At 69.0% G+C, this 15,756-nt stretch carries 14 protein-coding genes; 6 read left to right on the top strand and 8 right to left on the bottom strand.

The genetic code is table 11. The features are described from left to right. Positions 1-38 precede the first annotated feature (38 nt). The gene (locus tag HMPREF2581_RS23360; RefSeq protein ID WP_003082927.1) at positions 39-266 is read right to left on the bottom strand and encodes a hypothetical protein; all 228 of its coding nucleotides are present in this window, start codon (positions 264-266) and stop codon (positions 39-41) included. A gap of 170 nt (positions 267-436) precedes the next feature. Here HMPREF2581_RS23360 and HMPREF2581_RS23355 point away from each other — a divergent pair, with 170 nt between their 5' ends. Beyond that, on the top strand, positions 437-2,392 hold the full coding sequence (locus tag HMPREF2581_RS23355) for a UvrD-helicase domain-containing protein (protein ID WP_016254142.1): 1,956 nt from the start codon (positions 437-439) through the stop codon (positions 2,390-2,392). Between the two features lie 19 nt (positions 2,393-2,411). Here HMPREF2581_RS23355 and HMPREF2581_RS23350 read toward each other — a convergent pair whose 3' ends face one another. The 3 genes from HMPREF2581_RS23350 to HMPREF2581_RS23340 form a co-directional block, all read right to left on the bottom strand. After that, on the bottom strand, positions 2,412-3,170 hold the full coding sequence (locus tag HMPREF2581_RS23350) for a nucleotidyltransferase domain-containing protein (protein WP_003140302.1): 759 nt from the start codon (positions 3,168-3,170) through the stop codon (positions 2,412-2,414). A gap of 35 nt (positions 3,171-3,205) precedes the next feature. Next, entirely contained in the window at positions 3,206-4,147 is a 942-nt protein-coding gene (locus HMPREF2581_RS23345) for a class I SAM-dependent methyltransferase (RefSeq protein ID WP_003086994.1), read from the bottom strand. 66 nt (positions 4,148-4,213) lie between these two features. Further along, the gene (locus HMPREF2581_RS23340; RefSeq protein WP_003140301.1) at positions 4,214-6,637 is read right to left on the bottom strand and encodes a DUF3772 domain-containing protein; all 2,424 of its coding nucleotides are present in this window, start codon (positions 6,635-6,637) and stop codon (positions 4,214-4,216) included. Positions 6,638-6,846: 209 nt separating this feature from the next. Between HMPREF2581_RS23340 and aphA the strand changes: the two genes are divergently transcribed. From aphA to HMPREF2581_RS23325, 3 genes are all read left to right on the top strand, one after another. Beyond that, a complete protein-coding gene (aphA, locus tag HMPREF2581_RS23335) occupies positions 6,847-7,887 on the top strand; it encodes an acetylpolyamine amidohydrolase AphA (protein ID WP_003140300.1) in 1,041 nt (346 codons plus the stop codon). Between the two features lie 10 nt (positions 7,888-7,897). Beyond that, positions 7,898-8,989 carry an extracellular solute-binding protein gene (locus tag HMPREF2581_RS23330; protein WP_003140299.1) on the top strand — a complete coding sequence of 364 codons (1,092 nt, stop codon included), beginning with the start codon at positions 7,898-7,900 and terminating at the stop codon, positions 8,987-8,989. 195 nt (positions 8,990-9,184) lie between these two features. Beyond that, positions 9,185-10,096 (top strand): DMT family transporter, encoded by a 912-nt coding sequence (locus tag HMPREF2581_RS23325; RefSeq protein ID WP_003122956.1) that lies wholly within the window; start codon positions 9,185-9,187, stop codon positions 10,094-10,096. On the opposite strand, the gene HMPREF2581_RS23320 is transcribed toward HMPREF2581_RS23325, so the two are convergent. After that, positions 10,056-11,249, bottom strand: a complete 1,194-nt coding sequence (locus tag HMPREF2581_RS23320) for an MFS transporter (RefSeq protein ID WP_003105421.1) — start codon at positions 11,247-11,249, stop codon at positions 10,056-10,058. The genes HMPREF2581_RS23325 and HMPREF2581_RS23320 overlap by 41 nt on opposite strands. Before the next feature lie 104 nt (positions 11,250-11,353). On the opposite strand from HMPREF2581_RS23320, the gene HMPREF2581_RS23315 reads away from it, so the two are divergent. Both HMPREF2581_RS23315 and HMPREF2581_RS33640 read left to right on the top strand, forming a co-directional pair. Beyond that, on the top strand, positions 11,354-12,226 hold the full coding sequence (locus HMPREF2581_RS23315; protein WP_003087005.1) for a putrescine utilization regulator PtrR: 873 nt from the start codon (positions 11,354-11,356) through the stop codon (positions 12,224-12,226). A 154-nt stretch (positions 12,227-12,380) separates the two neighbouring features. After that, entirely contained in the window at positions 12,381-12,515 is a 135-nt protein-coding gene (locus HMPREF2581_RS33640; protein ID WP_003087006.1) for a PA1414 family protein, read from the top strand. Between the two features lie 59 nt (positions 12,516-12,574). Here the strand turns inward: HMPREF2581_RS33640 and HMPREF2581_RS23310 are convergent, their stop codons facing one another. From HMPREF2581_RS23310 to HMPREF2581_RS33635, 3 genes are all read right to left on the bottom strand, one after another. Continuing rightward, on the bottom strand, positions 12,575-13,303 hold the full coding sequence (locus HMPREF2581_RS23310; protein ID WP_003082954.1) for an MBL fold metallo-hydrolase: 729 nt from the start codon (positions 13,301-13,303) through the stop codon (positions 12,575-12,577). Between the two features lie 44 nt (positions 13,304-13,347). Then, positions 13,348-14,730, bottom strand: a complete 1,383-nt coding sequence (locus HMPREF2581_RS23305; protein ID WP_003087009.1) for an FAD-binding oxidoreductase — start codon at positions 14,728-14,730, stop codon at positions 13,348-13,350. Positions 14,731-14,743: 13 nt separating this feature from the next. After that, positions 14,744-15,756 (bottom strand): thiamine pyrophosphate-dependent enzyme (locus HMPREF2581_RS33635; protein ID WP_031632576.1); only part of this gene is annotated, 1,013 nt, incomplete at its 5' end.

The following is a 15,756-nucleotide window of genomic DNA, read 5'->3' as shown; positions in this document are numbered from 1 at the left end:
CGGCGGAAGCGACCGGCGTCTGCCGGTCGCGGGAGGGATCAGGCTTCGGCGATGCCGGTGACGACGATGCCGAAGCGGCGCAGCAGCAGTTCCGCCGGCTCGTCGCTTTCCAGCTTGCCGGTGCTGTAGTGGCCCGGCTTGAGGTTGGCCTCGGCCCATTCCAGCAGGTGCTCGGCGACCTCTTCGGGGCTCGGCTTGTGGGGGAACGGTAGGACTTGGCGTTCGGTGGCTTCGTCCTTGCTGTAGGTGATTGCCCAATCGCTCATGGGTAGGCTCCTTGTTTTCGCTGAGTTGGCAGGCCGGCAGGGCCCGAAGGGTAGACCGGCGCGGTCGCGCAAGGGTTGCCCTGGCGCGATGGGCGGTCCCCGTCCGACTGTCGGCCGAGGGCGGAAAACACTTATGATTCAGCCACATGCTTTGTCTGGACCGGTCCCCGATGCTGTCTGCCGTACGGCGCTACAAGTCGATGCTCTCCAGCGCCCTGGCGCGTTGTTTCCCGCGTACCACTGCCTACCTGCAGGCCGAACGCGAGGCTCGCGAAGCCTTGTTGCAGCCGGCCAAGGCCCGCTCCCGGAAGAACGCCGCGAAGGTCCCGGGCAAGGCCACCGGCAAGCCTGCGAAGGGCGCCGTTCGGGGGACCCCGCGCAAGCCCGCTGCCGCCTCGCGGGGCGCGCCGCAGGGAATCTATCCGGCTGCCGCACTGAAGGTCGACGAATCCCAGGAGCGCGCCATGCGCGAGCAGGTGGCGCAGGCCGCGACGCTCGGCGTGGTCAGCCCGCCGTCCGAGGAACAGTGGGCGATGATCCTCTGCCGCCAGCCGCTGGCGCGGATCTTTGCCGGTGCCGGCTCGGGCAAGTCGACCACCCTGGTCCTGCGGGTGGTGTTCATGCTCTGCCACCTGGGGGTCGAGCCGCAGCGGCTGACGGTGATTTCCTTCACCAACGCCTCCTGCGCGCAGTTGCGCGAACAATTGCTGCGCGTGCTCGCCCATTGGCAGTACCCGTTCGACGCGGCCCAGGCGCGGCAGTGCGTGCGCACTTTCCATTCGGCGCTCGGCAGCCTGGCCCGCGAGGTGCTCGGCAATCCGCGCTGGTTCGAACAACTGGACGACCGCGACCCCGCCGCCGAGCCGGACAACCCCCTTGCCGCCGGACGCCTGCGTCCGGCCCAGCAGCGCCTGCTGAAGCAGGCCTACCAGCAGTGCTACGCGGCAAGCCCGGCGTTCCGTGCCAAGACCCACAAGCTGCTGGAACTGCCGCCTCCGGCGGAGCCGGAAGAGGGCGCGCGGCGGCAGCCGAAGGCGCCGCTGGAGCCGTTCAAGCTGGCCGGCGAGTTCCAGGCGCTGCCGCTGTACGAAGCCTTCCATGCTCAGGCCGGGTTCGCCGAGAGCCTGGGCCTGTGCGTCGAACGCCTGGACAGAGGCAAGCTGGAATGCGGGCTGCGCGAGAAGATTTTCGTTGAAGCCATGGCACTGTTCTGGGCGAGGTTCCAGGCGCTGTTGCGCGAGGAGGGCCTGATGACCTTCGACGCCGCGTTCCAGCAGCTCGGCGAGCGGATGGCCGGCGGGGCCCTGGCGGAAACGGCGCTGGCGCCGTTCACCCATCTGCTGATCGACGAGTTCCAGGATGTCTCGCCGCAGATCGTCCTCTGGCTACAGGCGTTGCACCGTCGCCTGGCAACCCAGGGCACCGCGCCGAGCCTGATGGCCATCGGCGACGACTGGCAGTCGATCTACGGCTGGCGCGGCAGTTCGCCGGAGCTGTTCATCGACTTCGACCGGCACTTCCCCTCGCGTGGGCGGGGACGCAAGAGCGCGCTGCTGGTGCTGGAAACCAACTACCGCTCCGTCGAACCGATCATTCGCGACGGCGAGAAGGTGCTGGCCGGGGTGCGTTTCAAGCAGGACAAGACCTGCCGCGCGTTCCGCCCGATCCAGCCGGGCGACCATGGCGTGAAGCTGGTGCAGCGTTTCGACCTGCGTGCGCAACTGCCGAAGCTGCTGGCGGAAATCCGCGCCCAGTGCGAGCACGCCGCCGCTCGCGAAAGCAGCGAGCGCACCGCGGTGCTGTTGCTGAGCCGGCGCAACGAGCCGTTGCAGGCGATCCAGGCGGAGTTGGATCGCGCGCTGCCGGTGAAGGGCATGACCATCCATCGCGCCAAGGGCCTCCAGGCCGAAGTGGCGATCGTCGTCGACGACTGCCTGCCGGGCGAGAAGCATCCGTTGCGCAACGCGCTGTACGCGGCATCGGGCTTCTTCCGCAACAGTTACGACCAGGCCATGGAGGACGAAAGCCTGCGCCTGGCCTACGTGGCGATCACCCGTGGCGTCAGCCGGGTGCTCTGGTACACGCGCAAGGCCCAGGGCGCCACGGCCCTGTTGGCCCGACGCTGAGGACGACTGTCTCGGCGGGCTACGCCTGGCGCTGCATCCAGGCGCTGAACGCGCGCAAGCGTTCGATGAACGCCGCCGGGTCTTCGGCCTGGCCGTCCAGCACGGCCTTGAAATATTCCAGGGCCGGCGCCTGTCCGGGGTACCGCGCGCGAAACAGCGGCAGGTAATGCTCCAGGGTCTCCGGCCAGACGCTCTCCGTCTCCCCGCGAAGGATGTCGCTGGAGCGGATCAGCTTCTTCGCCGCTTCCCGTTGCAGGCGGCGGCGCTCCTCCTCCGAGGACGCGCTTTCCAGGCGTCGCGCATAGTCTTCCAGCACCTGCGCATAGTCGCCGTTGAGGGCCAGGGCGATGGCTTTCGCCGGACGCAAGGGCGGCAGGGCGCTGGCCAGGTCTTCGCCCCACAGGCAGCGGCAGCGGTGCTTGAGCCAATAGCCCCAGCTATCGCGGTTGGCCGGATCGCGGGCCTGGTCCAGGTGGCCGATATCGAAATCGATCTTGCTGACTTCCGGGTGGCGCGCCTGCAATGCCAGGCGCGCGGTTTCCAGTTGCGCGGCCAGTTCGGGGCTGGGCGGGTCGCGCAGGACCAGGGTCAGGTCGAGGTCGGAGCGCCCCGTGATGGCCTCGCCGCGGGCGACGCTGCCGTACAGGTAGACGCTGTGCACGGCCCGCTCGAACGGAGGCCGGGCCAGGGTTCGGCGCAGGTCGTCGAGCAGGGGGCGAAAGGCCGCCTGCGGTTCGACGCGTGGCGGCAGGGGGATGAAGCCATCGGGCATGTCCATGCCGACAGCCTAGCGGCACGCCGCCCGCGCGTCGATCAGCCTGCGTTGCGGAACAGCAGCGCCTTGAGGCCCGCCGCGGGGTCGACATCGGGGAACTCCGGCGGATTCTCCAGGCGTTCGACGAAGTGCAGCGACGGCGCCTCGCGGGCGGTTTCCTCGAGGAGGAAGTCGGGGCCGATGGCCGGGTCGTTGATACAGGCCAGCAGGGTGCCGCCGGGCACCAGCAGTTCCGGCAGGCGGCGGAGAATCCTGCGGTAGTCCTGGGTCAGGACGAAGCTGCCTTTCTGGAAGCTCGGCGGATCGACGATCACCAGGTCGTACGGGCCGAGCTTGCGCAGCTTGCCCCAGGACTTGAACAGTTCGTGGCCGAGGAAGCTCACCCGGCCGAGGTCGTGGCCGTTCAGGCGGTGATTGTCGCGGCCGCGGTTGAGCGGGCCGCGGGCCATGTCCAGGTTGACCACCTGGCTGGCGCCGCCGGCAATGGCCGCCACCGAGAAGCCGCAGGTGTAGGCGAACAGGTTGAGCACGCGGCGGCCGGCGGCCTGCTCCTGCACCCAGCGGCGGCCCAGGCGCATGTCGAGGAATAGCCCGGTGTTCTGGTTGCGTCCCAGGTCGAGGCGGAAGCGCAGTCCGTTTTCCACGATGTCCCAGGTTTCCAGCGGCTCGCCCGACAGCCATTCGCAGGCGCTGTCTGGGCGGTAGCGGTGCTGCAGGACCAGGTGCCGGCCCTGGCTCGCAGCCCAGGCCGGCGCCGTGGTCAGTTGCCCCAGGGTCCGACGCAAGGCCTCCAGTTCCTCCGGCTGCGGCTCCTTGAACAGAGTCACCAGCAGGACGCCCTGCAGCCAGTCCGCGGTCAATTGTTCCAGGCCCGGCCAGCAGCGGCCGCGACCATGGAACAGACGGCGGGTCTCCGCCGGCGCCGGGGACAGCGCGGCGAGCAGGTGCTGGAGGAGGGTATCGAGGGCTTCGCGATTCATGACGGTTCGGCGTTGAAAAAGGGGCGGATTCTACCCGTTGCGTGACGGCCAGTCCGCCCCTTCGCTTCAATCGGGCGTCGCGGGCGCAGGCGCGGCGCTGGCCGGGCCGCCATCCTGGATCATCAGCAGGCTCTGTGGCGAGGACAGCGCGATGCCTTCGCTGCGCAAGCGGTCGAGGATGGTGAAGAGCAGGTCGCTGCGCGCGCCGGCCACCGAACGCGGGCTGTTGACGAAGCCGCTGGCGTTGAGCACCAGGCCGTTGCTGGCGAGATCCTTGAACGTCACCGAGGGCGCCGGTGCGTCGAGGATCGCCGGGTGTTCGGCGAAGGCCTGCAAGAGCAGTTCGCGGACCTTCATCGCGTCGGTGTCCAGCGGCAGGGTCAGGTTCACCCCGACCACCCCGAGGGCATTGCCCATGGTCACGTTGCGCACGGTCTGGGAGATGAACTGCGAGTTCGGCACGATCACCGTGGAGCGGTCGCCCATCTGGATCTCGGTGGCGCGCACGTTGATCCGCCGGATATCGCCCTCGACCCCGCCCAGGCTGACCCAGTCGCCGACCTTCACTGGCCGCTCGGTCAGCAGGATCAGGCCGGAAATGAAGTTCTGCACGATGGCCTGCAGGCCGAAGCCGATGCCTACCGAGAGGGCGCTGACCACCCAGGTCAGGCTGGTCAGGTTGATGCGCAGGGTGGACATCACCAGCATCGCCAGGAGCACGAAGCCGAGGTAGCCGACCAGGGTCACCAGCGAGGCGCGCATGCCGGCGTCCATGTTGGTTTCCGGCAGCAACCGCTCGCTCAGCCAGCGCTTGACGATGCGCAGGGCGAACAGGCCGCCGACGAACAGCAGCAGGGCGACCAGGATGTCCTGCGGGACGATGTTCAGGTTGCCCAGGGTCTTGCTGCTTTCGCCCAGTTGGGCGAAGCCCTGCAGCAGTTCGCTGGGGCTCGAGCCGACCGGAAGGAAGGCCAGCAGCAGCGCGGTGAGCAGCAGCAGGGTGCGGCCGACCCCGGCCAGCACCGTGCTGGCCTGGGCCTGGTGGCGCGGCGACAGGCCGAGCGCATTGGCCAGCGCCAGGCCGCTGGGGTGCTTGGGCGAGAGCAGGGTTTCGCAGATGTCGCCGAAGAAAGCGATCAGCAGGTAGGTGGTGGCCGCGATCACGCTGATCCACAGCAGCTTGCCGGTGAGGAAGTAGGCCAGCGACAGGTAGCCGGTGAACAGGGCGAGGAGGATCGCCGCGATCCATACCGAGGCGACGAAGGGGATCAGCCCGGCGATCCCGCCTGGCCGCTCCAGGTCGTGCTTGCGCCGCACATGGTGGTAGCGCAGCAGGGCGGCGGCGAAGATCAGCGCGGTGACCAGCGCGGTCAGGCCGTTGAGGGCGACGGTCAGGGCCAGGCTGGTGCCGGTGACGCTGTTGATCCGTTCCTCGGTGGCCACCAGCATCAGCGCCACTGCGAGGATCGCCGGGAACGGGCCGAGGGCGCTGGCGATCCTGTCCGGGATCGCCGGCAGCCGCCAGGATGGTCGCGGCAGCATCAGCAGGGCGCGGCCGAGGCCGGCGATGAAGGCGCAGAAGGTCGCCAGGCTCACCAGTTGATCGGTCAGGCTGGCCATGTCGGGGCTCAGGCTGGCGTTGCTTTCCAGGCCCCAGCGCATCAGCGACACCGCGCCGACGATGGTCAGGATGGTCGCCAGCCCGACCGCCAGGGCCAGGGCGCTGCGCCGCAGGCGGCCTTCCGGCAGCCAGCGGATCATCGCCCAGGTAAGCATGCGCTCCAGCAGGCGGCGGCCGAAGCTCCAGACCAGCACGGTGGCCAGCAGGGTTCCGGCGAAGGCCCAGCGGTGTCCGGGCGCGATGGCGCTGTCGAAGGCGACCAGGGCCTCCGCCTTCAGCTTGTCCAGACGGCGCAGGTCGTCGTCGGTGGGACGGATCAGGGTCGACCAGAAGCTCGGGCTGAACGGTGTCGCCGCGCGGCTGCTGATCTGCGAGTTGAACAGGCTGCGGCGCAGGTTGACGATCTGTGCCGCCAGGTCGCGGGACGACTGGCCGAGCTGGGTGGCCTGGCGTTCGTCATCGAGCAGGGCGTTCTTCTGCCGGGTCAGGGCCTGGCGCTGGGCGGCGAGGCTTTCCGCCTCGTCGGGCTGCGGCGGGCCGATCACTTTCAACTGATCGTCGAGCCGCTCGATGTCGGCCACCCGCAGCGCGAGCAGGGCGTCGGCCTGGCGCTGGACTTGCAGCGCGCTCTGGCGCAACTCGGCGAGGAGGTCGTCGCTGGCGTCGGCGGTGACGCGCTGGCGGATCAGGTCGAGTTGCGCGTTGAGCTGGTCGAGGCTGGCGTCCTCGGCCAGGGCGGCCGGCGCTTCCAGGTCGACGGCCGCCTGCAGAGCCGGCCTGGCGGCCCAGGCCTCGCTGCCCAGGCTCAGGAGCAGGCCCAGGGCCATGGCGAACTGGCAGAGCAACATATGCAGGCTGGCGCGCCTCATCGAATCCCCCTTTCGATCCTGACTGGCTCAAGCAGTATGGACCGGTGCGGGCGCCGAGTAATTCCCCGCGTCGATAATCGCCAGGCGGCGCTAAAGGGACATGGATTCTGGCCATATCGATCCCTTTTTGGCCGCCGCCGCCGTTTTGCCGCGACCGCGCGCTGGGCAGAATCCCTCCACCAAGAACAAGAAACCTGCGAGGTCTCTCCATGCTGAGCGTCTACAGCGACGATCATCGTCTGCACTTCGGCCAGTCGGAACTGGTCGACGGCAAGCTGCAACCCTGTTTCGAAATGCCCAGCCGGGCCGACACCGTGCTGGCCCGGGTGAAGTCGCAGAACCTTGGCGAGGTGATCGCGCCGAAGGATTTCGGCCGCGAGCCGCTGCTGCGCATCCACGACGCCGCCTACCTGGACTTCCTCCAGGGCGCCTGGGCCCGCTGGACCGCCGAAGGCCACAGCGGCGACCTGGTGTCCACCACCTTCCCCGGCCGCCGCCTGCGCCGCGACGGGCCGATCCCCACGGCGCTGATGGGCGAGCTGGGCTACTACAGCTTCGACACCGAGGCGCCGATCACCGCCGGCACCTGGCAGGCCATCTACAGCTCCGCCCAGGTCGCGCTGACCGCCCAGGAGCATATGCGCCAGGGCGCCCGCAGCGCCTTCGCTCTCTGCCGTCCGCCGGGCCATCACGCCGGTGGCGACTTCATGGGCGGCTACTGCTTCCTCAACAATGCCGCCATCGCCACCCAGGCGTTCCTCGACCAGGGCGCCCGGCGCGTGGCGATCCTTGATGTCGACTATCACCATGGCAACGGCACGCAGGATATCTTCTACCGCCGCGACGACGTGCTGTTCGCCTCGATCCATGGCGATCCGCGGGTCGAATACCCGTACTTCCTCGGCTACGCCGACGAGCGCGGCGAAGGCGCCGGCGAGGGCTGCAACCACAACTATCCGCTGGCCCATAGCAGCGGCTGGGACCTCTGGTCGGCGGCGCTCGACGACGCCTGCGTGCGGATCGCCGGCTACGCCCCGGATGCCCTGGTGATTTCCCTCGGCGTGGACACCTACAAGGAAGACCCGATCTCCCAGTTCAGGCTGGATTCGCCGGACTACCTGCGGATGGGCGAGCGCATCGCCCGGCTGGGCCTGCCGACCCTGTTCATCATGGAAGGCGGCTATGCGGTGGAAGCCATCGGCATCAACGCGGTCAACGTGCTGCAGGGCTACGAAGGCGCGGCCCGCTGAGGAGCGAAGCATGCAATCGACTCGCAAGCTGCTGGCCGGCCTCGCGCTGGCCGTTTCCGCCGGGCTGGTCCAGGCCGCGCCGGAAGTACGGATCTACAACTGGTTCGACTACATCGCCCCGGACACCCTGAAGAACTTCCAGGCGCAGACCGGCATCGCGCCGAAGTACGACGTCTACGACAGCAACGAGGTGCTCGAGGCCAAGCTGCTGTCCGGGCATTCCGGCTACGACCTGGTGGTGCCCAGCGACAGCTTCCTGCCCAACTACCTGAAGGCCGAAGTGTTCCAGCCGCTGGACAAGAGCAAGCTGCCGAACTGGAAGAACCTCAACCCGGCCCTGCTCAAGGTGCTTGCCGGCAAGGACCCCGGCAACCGCTACGTGATGCCCTACATGTGGGGCACCAACGGCATCGCCTACAACCTCGACAAGGTCCGCGCGGTGCTCGGCGACGATGCGCCGCTGGACTCCTGGGACCTGGTGTTCAAGCCGGAGAACCTGGCGAAGCTGCAACAGTGCGGCGTGGCCTTCCTCGACTCGCCCACCGAGGTGATCCCCGAGGTGCTGCACTATCTCGGCCTGTCGCCCAACAGCCACCAACCGGAAGACTACCGCCGAGCCGAGGAGCACCTGGCGAAGCTGCGCCCGTACATCACCTACTTCAGTTCCTCGAAGTTCGTCAGCGACCTGGCCAACGGCAACGTCTGCGTGGCCATCGCCTGGTCCGGCGGAGCGATGCAGGCGGCCAACCGGGCCAGGGAAGCGAAGAACGGCATACGCATCGAGTACCGCATTCCGAAGGAGGGCGCCGCGGCCTGGTTCGACGTGCTGGCGATTCCGCGCGACGCGAAGAACGTCGAGCAGGCGCACGCCTTCCTCAACTACCTGCTGCGCCCGGAGGTGGTGGCGCCGATCTCCGACTACGTGGCCTACGCCAACCCGAACAAGGCGGCGGACGGTTTGATCTCGGCGGAGTTGCGCGACAATCCGAACGTCTACCCGCCGGAAGAAGTGCAGGCCAGGCTGTATTCGGTGGAGATGCTGCCGCCGAAGCTGGAGCGGCTGCGCACGCGGACCTGGAGCAGGATCAAGACCGGCAAGTGAGCGGCCGCGGCCAGATGGCGGGTTCGCAGGACGGATAGCGTCCCCCAGGCCAGGCAAGCAGGCCGGAACCGCCGCCCACGACCCGCTGGAGGTCGCTTCCAGGCTTCGACCGGGCGCGCCGGCTTGTCCATAATGGCGCTGCCCGACGGTCGCCGCTGGCGGCCGCTTCCTTCCATGCCTGCCTGTGAGTCCGCCATGCGTAAGTCCGCCGATGCCTTCGCCTTCCAGACGATGCTGTTGCTCTGCGTGATCTGGGGCATCCAGCAGGTGACCATCAAGTGGGCGGCGACGGACATCGCGCCGGTCATGCAGGCGGCCATCCGTTCCGGCATCGCCGCCGCCCTGGTCGGCCTGCTGATGTGCTGGCGCGGCGGCTGGGAGGGCTTGCGCCAGGGCACCCTGGGCGCCGGCCTGCTGACCGGCACGCTGTTCGCCCTGGAGTTCCTGTTCATCGCCCTCGGCCTGCAATACACCACGGCTTCGCACATGTCGGTGTTCCTCTATACCGCGCCGATCTTCTCTGCCCTCGGGCTGCACTTCCTGCTTCCCAGCGAACGCCTGCGGCCCTTGCAGTGGCTGGGCGTGGCGGTGTGCTTCGGCGGCATAGCGGTGGCCTTCGGCGGAGGCCTGTCGTGGGCGGAAATGGATGGGCGGATGCTGCTCGGCGACGCTTTCGGCCTGCTCGCCGGGATGTCCTGGGGCGCGACCACGGTGGCAGTGCGCGGCACCCGGCTGTCCGAGGCACCGCCAAGCCTGACGCTGTTCTACCAATTGTTCGTGGCATGCGCCGGGTTATTGCTGATCGCTCTTTTCAGCGGCCAGCTCGGCGAGGTCCGCTGGACCCCGGTGAGCACCGCCAGCGTGCTGTTCCAGGGCGTGGTGGTGTCGTTCGCCAGCTACTTCTGCTGGTTCTGGTTGCTGCGTCGCTACCTGGCGAACAACCTGGCGATCTTCTCCTTCATGACCCCCCTGTTCGGCGTCACCTTCGGCGTATTGCTGCTGGGCGAGCCGCTCAGCCTGAACTTCGTCGCCGGCGCGGCGCTGGTCCTCGCCGGCATCACCCTGGTCAGCGGCGAGCAGTGGCTGCGACGCCTGCTGCGACGCTGAGCGAGTGCGGCCGGCGCAACAGCAGGCCGGCGAAGACCAGGCCGAGCCCGGCGAGCGCCAGCGCCGGTTGCAGGCCGCCGGCGAAATGCGTGCTGAGCGCCGCCAGCAGCGGGCCGAGCAACTGGCCGAGGGCGAAACCGGTGGTCAGTTGGCCGGCGTTGCGCTGCGGCGTATGCGGCGCCAGTTCGCGGGCGTATTGCATCACCAGTTGCATGCCGGCGAGGAACGGCAGGCCGGTCAGCACTACCCCCAGGGCCAGTCCGCCGATCCCCGGCAGCAGGCAGGCGAGCACGCCGAGGGCCTGTAGCCAGAGCGCGCCGACCAGCCAGCGGCGGGTGCCGTCCGGGCGCTGCCGGCGCAGGCTGATCAGCACTACCCCGGTGGCCGAGGCCAGGCCGAAGCAGGGCCAGAACAGATCGGCCTGCCATTGCCCGTGGAAACGCGCCGCGGCCATCTGCGAGAGAAAGGTGGCCGGGATGATGTAGCCGAGGCCGACCAGTCCGTAGGCCCAGGTCAGGCGGCCGAGGCCGGCGTTCTCGCTTGCCGTTGCAGGCGCGTCGTGGCCGGCGCTGCGTGCGGCCGGGCGCGGCAGCAGCGGCAGGAGCATGAGGATCAGGACCAGCGCGAGGTCGGCGAAGAGCTTCCAGATGAACACCGAGTCCTGGCCCAGGGCGTTGCCCAATGCCGCCAGCAGGCCGGTGACCATCACCCCGATGCCGGGGCCGGCGAACACCAGCGCGCCCAGCCGGGCCCGACCGCTTTCCGCGGCGAGGCGCTGGCTGAGGGCGGTGACCATGATCAGGACCCAGGCGCTGGCCACGCCAAGACCGAAGCGCAGCAGCGCGTGCGGCCAGAAGCCCTCGGCCCAGACCGAGGCCAGGGTCAGGCCGAAGCAGGCCCATAGCCCGACCAGCAGGCGCAAGCGCGCCTGCCGCGCTTCGCGGGCGAACAGCGCGTCCAGCGCGCCGACCAGGTAGCCGAGGTAGTTGGCGGCGGCCAGCAGGCCGGCGCCGGTCAGGTCGAGCTGGCCTTCGCGGATCAGGTGCGGCAGTTGCGGGGTCAGGGAGAAGCGCCCGACCCCCATGGCGACCACCAGCGCCAGCAGGCAGGCGAGCAGGCCGACCAGCGGCGAACGAAGAAAATCACGGGACATGTGCGGATTCCTGCCGGGGGATGAATGGCAGCAGGTTAGGCCTTGCGGCAATTCTGTAAAAATGAATAATCGTGAATTACTTGTTCTGTTTTGGAGAATTAACCGTGGAGTTCGGCCAGTTGAGGATCTTCCAGGCGGTCGCCGAGGAAGGCTCCATCGCCCGCGCCGCCGAGCGCCTGCACCGGGTGCCGTCGAACCTGTCGACGCGCCTGCGGCAACTGGAGGAACAGCTTGGCGTCGACCTGTTCCTCCGCGAACGCCAGCGCCTGCAACTGTCGCCGGCCGGCAAGGTCCTGCTGGACTACGCCGCGCGGCTGTTCGCCCTGCAGGAGGAGGCGCGCGCGGCGGTGCAGGGAGGCGAACCGGTGGGCGACTTCGCCCTCGGCTCGATGTACAGCACCGCGGCGATCCACCTGCCGCCGCGCCTGGCGGAATACCACCGGCGCTATCCGGCGGTGAACCTGCAATTGCAGACCGCGCCCAGCGGCGAGCTGGTCGAGTCGCTGCTGGGCGGGCGCCTGGACGCCGTGCTGGTGGACGGCCCGCTGGACTTCGACGGTCTGGAGGGCCTGCCGATGTTCGAGGAGCGCATGGTGCTGGTCACCGAGAATGGCCACCCGCCGGTGCGCGGTCCCGAGGACGTGGCCGGCAGCGCGGTGATCGCCTTCCGCCCGCGCTGCTCCTATCGCCTGCTGCTGGAGTCCTGGTTCGCCAGCGCGCGGGTGAGCATGGGCCGGGTGATGGAGATCGAGTCCTACCACAGCATGCTGGCCTGCGTGGTGGCCGGCGGCGGGGTGGCGCTGATGCCGGTGTCGATGCTGCAAAGCCTGCCGGGGCGGGAGTCGGTGGCGGTGCATGCGCTGGCCGAACCGTTCGCCCGGGCGAGTACCTGGCTGGTCTGGCGCAAGGGCATGGTCGGCGCCAACCTGAAGGCCTGGATCGGTCTTCTGCAAGGGCGGGAATCGGCGTTGGCTTGATTCAGGTCAGGGTCCGGGGCCGGTTTCCCGCAGTAAAGTTGTTTCCAAGGACGGAGTGGAACGTGCGGAGAGTGGGACGCCGGTCTACTCTTTCCTAGGGCGACCTGACTTGTCAGGTCGCCCGATTCTCCTTCCCTTGGACAAGGGGCCTGTCATGAAACTCTGGCTGCAAAACCTGGCGTGGCAACTCGGTGTCGCCCTTGGCCTGATCGAGCCCCCGCGCATGCAACCCATCCCGGTGGAAAACGACGAGCAACGCCGGCGCCTCGCCGCGCGGCAACGTCGCTGAGCCGGTTCCCCGACGCTCTGGCCTCCGCCTGCGGCGCTGGCCAGAGTCCCGGTTTTGGCCTATCGATCGTGGTTCCTGAACCAGGCGACGATCATTTCCCTCAAACGCTCCCCGGAAAAGCTCGCGAAATGCCCGCCATGCACGGTGCGCACCGGTAGCTCGCGCAGGCGCGCGAGGCTGGCGGCATAGTCGTCGAGGTTGGAATGATAGGCGTCCTCGACCAGCGGACCGTCGTAGACGATGTCGCCGGAAAACAGCGTCTGTGTCGCCGCTTCCCACAGGCTGATGCCGCCCGGCGAGTGCCCGGGCGTGTGCAGCACCTGCAGCACGCGGTCGCCGAGATCGAGCACGTCGCCTTCGTCGATCAGGCGGGTCGCCGGCGCTGCTCGCACCCGGTATTCGGCGTAGCACAGCGGGCACTCCGGATGCGCCTCGAACATCTCGTCGCCGACATAGGCGCGCGCCAGGGTGTTGTCGCCGTCCGGCGCGGCGAGGATCTCCGCCTCGGCCGGATGCGCCAGGCGCTCGGCGAATTCGTGGTGGCCGGCGATATGGTCGAAGTGGGTGTGGCTGGCCACCGCCAGCAGCGGTCGTTCGGTGAGCCAGGGCAGTTGCTCGCGCAGGCTGACCAGACCGGAGCCGCTGTCCACCAGCACGTCGCGCTCGCGGCCCTGGACATGCCACATGTTGCAGCGATAGAAGGGGCGCACGTAGGGCTCGTGGATCAGGCTGATACCGTTGTAGAAGTGCCGGGTTTCGAACCAGCGGTCGCGGCTGACGATTCTCATTGCGGTCTCTGTCGGTGGAAAGGCTATCCCAGAAGGATAGGCGTTCAGGGTATGACCTTGCCCGGGTTGAACAGTCCGCTGGGGTCGAGCAGTTCCTTGATCTGCGCCATCAGCGCGAGCTTCAGCGGATCGGCGTAGCGTCCCAGGGCTTCCTTCTTCTCCAGGCCGATGCCGTGCTCGGCGGAGATCACGCCAGCGCATTCGCCCAACTCGCCGTAGAGGATTTCCTCCACCGCCTGGTGCAGCGGCAGCAGCGGGACGTCGGCGGCGAGCATGACGTGCAGGTTGCCGTCGAGGAAATGGCCGAAGAGGAAGACCTGCATGCCCTTCACCAGGTCGTCCAGGCGCCGCCGGATGCGCTCGACGTAGCCGGCCAGGGCCGGCACCGGCAGCGATACGTCGAAGGACAGGCTGTCGACGCCGGCGTGGATGGCCGCGTCGGAGTCTTCGCGCAGGCGCCAGATGGCCAGGCGCTGGGTTTCGTTGGCGGCGAGCAGGGCGTCTTCCACCAGCCCGTCCTCGAAGCAGTCTTCCAGCAGGGCGGTGAGCGCCTCGCCGGCATCCAGGTGGCGGTCCTCGGCCAGTTCCACCAGCAGGTAGAGAGGGCAGGGCGCCAGGCTCGGCGCGCTGTCGCCCATGGGTGCGGCGGTGCATTGCAGGTAGTCGTGCCAGAGGATCTCGCAGGCGAACAGGCGTTCGGCGTGCTCGCGGCGCAGGCGCGCGGCGATGGTGATCGCCGCGTCGACGTCGGGCAGGCCGAGCAGGGCGGTGGCGCCGGGACGCTGCAACGGCTCCAGGCGCAGTACCGCACGGGTGACGATGCCGAGGGTGCCTTCGGCGCCGACGAACAACTGCTTGAGGTCGTAGCCGGTGGTGTTCTTCAGCAGCCCGCGCAGGTCGCTGTAGACGCTGCCGTCGGCGAGTACCGCTTCCAGGCCGAGCACGCGCTGGCGCATGGTGCCGAAGCGGAAGGCGCGGATGCCGCCGGCGTTGGTCGCTACCAGCCCGCCGACGCTGGCGCTGCCGCGCGCGGCGAGATCGATGCCGGGGTCGAGTCCGGCCTCGGCGGCCAGCGCCTGGGCCTGTTCGAGGGTGACGCCGGCGTCGAGGTCGAGGGTCTGGCTGGCCGCATCCAGCCGGTGTATGCGGTTCAGCCTGCGCAGCGAGAGCAGCACGTCGCCGGCTTGCGCGGCGCCGCCGCCGACCAGACCGGTGAGTCCGCCCTGGGGCACCAGGGCGCGTCCCGCCTGGCGGCACAGACGCACCACGGCAGCGACCTGGTCGGTGCTTTCCGGCAGGACCAGGAAGCTTCCGGCGAGGTTCTGCGGATGGTAGCCGGGGTCCTGCCCGGCGAGCGCGGCACTGTCGCGCACGCCACGGGCGCCGAGGATCTCGCAGAGGGAGCGGTAGAGTTCGGAATCGTCCATGGCGGGCTCCGGGTCAGGGATGGAAGGGCGCGGCTTGCAGCACCTCGACGATCAGCGGACGGTCCGCCGGGGCGCCGCGCAGCAGTTCGCGCAGGTGCTCGAGATCGCGCGCGCGTTCGGCGGCGCAGCCGAAGCCGCGGGCGATGGCGAGGAAGTCCGGGGTGTAGATATCGACCCCGAGCGGAGTGATCTCGCGCCGCTCCATGTAGCGCTTGATCTCGCCATAGCCGTGGTTGTTCCACAGCAGCACGACGATGCCGACCTTGGCTTCCACCGCGCTGGCCAGTTCCGGCAGGGTGAACTGCAGGCCGCCGTCGCCCATCAGGCTGACCACCGGGCGTCCCGGCTCGCCGAGCTTGGCGCCGATGGCGGCGGGCAGGCCATAGCCGAGGGTGCCGTAGCCGGTGGAGGCGTTGAACCAGCGGCGCGGCTCGTCGAGATCGACCAGGTGGTTGCCGCTGTAGACGGTCTGGGTCGAGTCGCCGACGAAGCGGGCGTCCGGCCACTCGGCGAGGATCGCGGCGAACAGCTGGCGATAGTGCGACCAGCCGGCGAAGTCTTCGGCCAGGCGCTGGCGCACGGCGGCGGCGCGCCGGGCCCCGGGGCTGTCCGGCGAGGCCTCGCCGCCCGGCAGTTCGGCCAGCAGCACGCGCATGGCCAGCCGGGCGTCGCTGTGGATGGCCAGGCTAGGCGTGTAGTTGCGCATCAGTTGCTGCGGGTCGATGTCGATGCGGATCAACTCGCCATCGAGGGCGAAGCCGCCGTCGAACACCACGTCGTAGTCGGTTTCGCCCAGCTCGGTGCCGATGGCCAGCACCACGTCGGCCTCGGCGGCCAGCTCGCGTACCGGCACGCAGGACTGGTTGCTGCCCAGCAGCAGCGGGTGGTCGGCCGGTAGCAGGCCCTTGGCGTTGATCGTCAGGGCGGTCGGCGCGTCCAGCGCGGCGGCCAGGGCACGCGCTTCGGCGGCGGCCTCGACGCAGCCGCCGCCGAGCAGCAGCAGTGGCTTCTTCGCGTTGCGCAGGC

The organism is Pseudomonas sp. HMSC057H01, assembly GCF_001836405.1.
In the GTDB taxonomy this organism is placed as follows: Bacteria; Pseudomonadota; Gammaproteobacteria; order Pseudomonadales; family Pseudomonadaceae; genus Pseudomonas; species Pseudomonas aeruginosa.
This window is presented reverse-complemented; position numbering and strand designations above follow the sequence as displayed.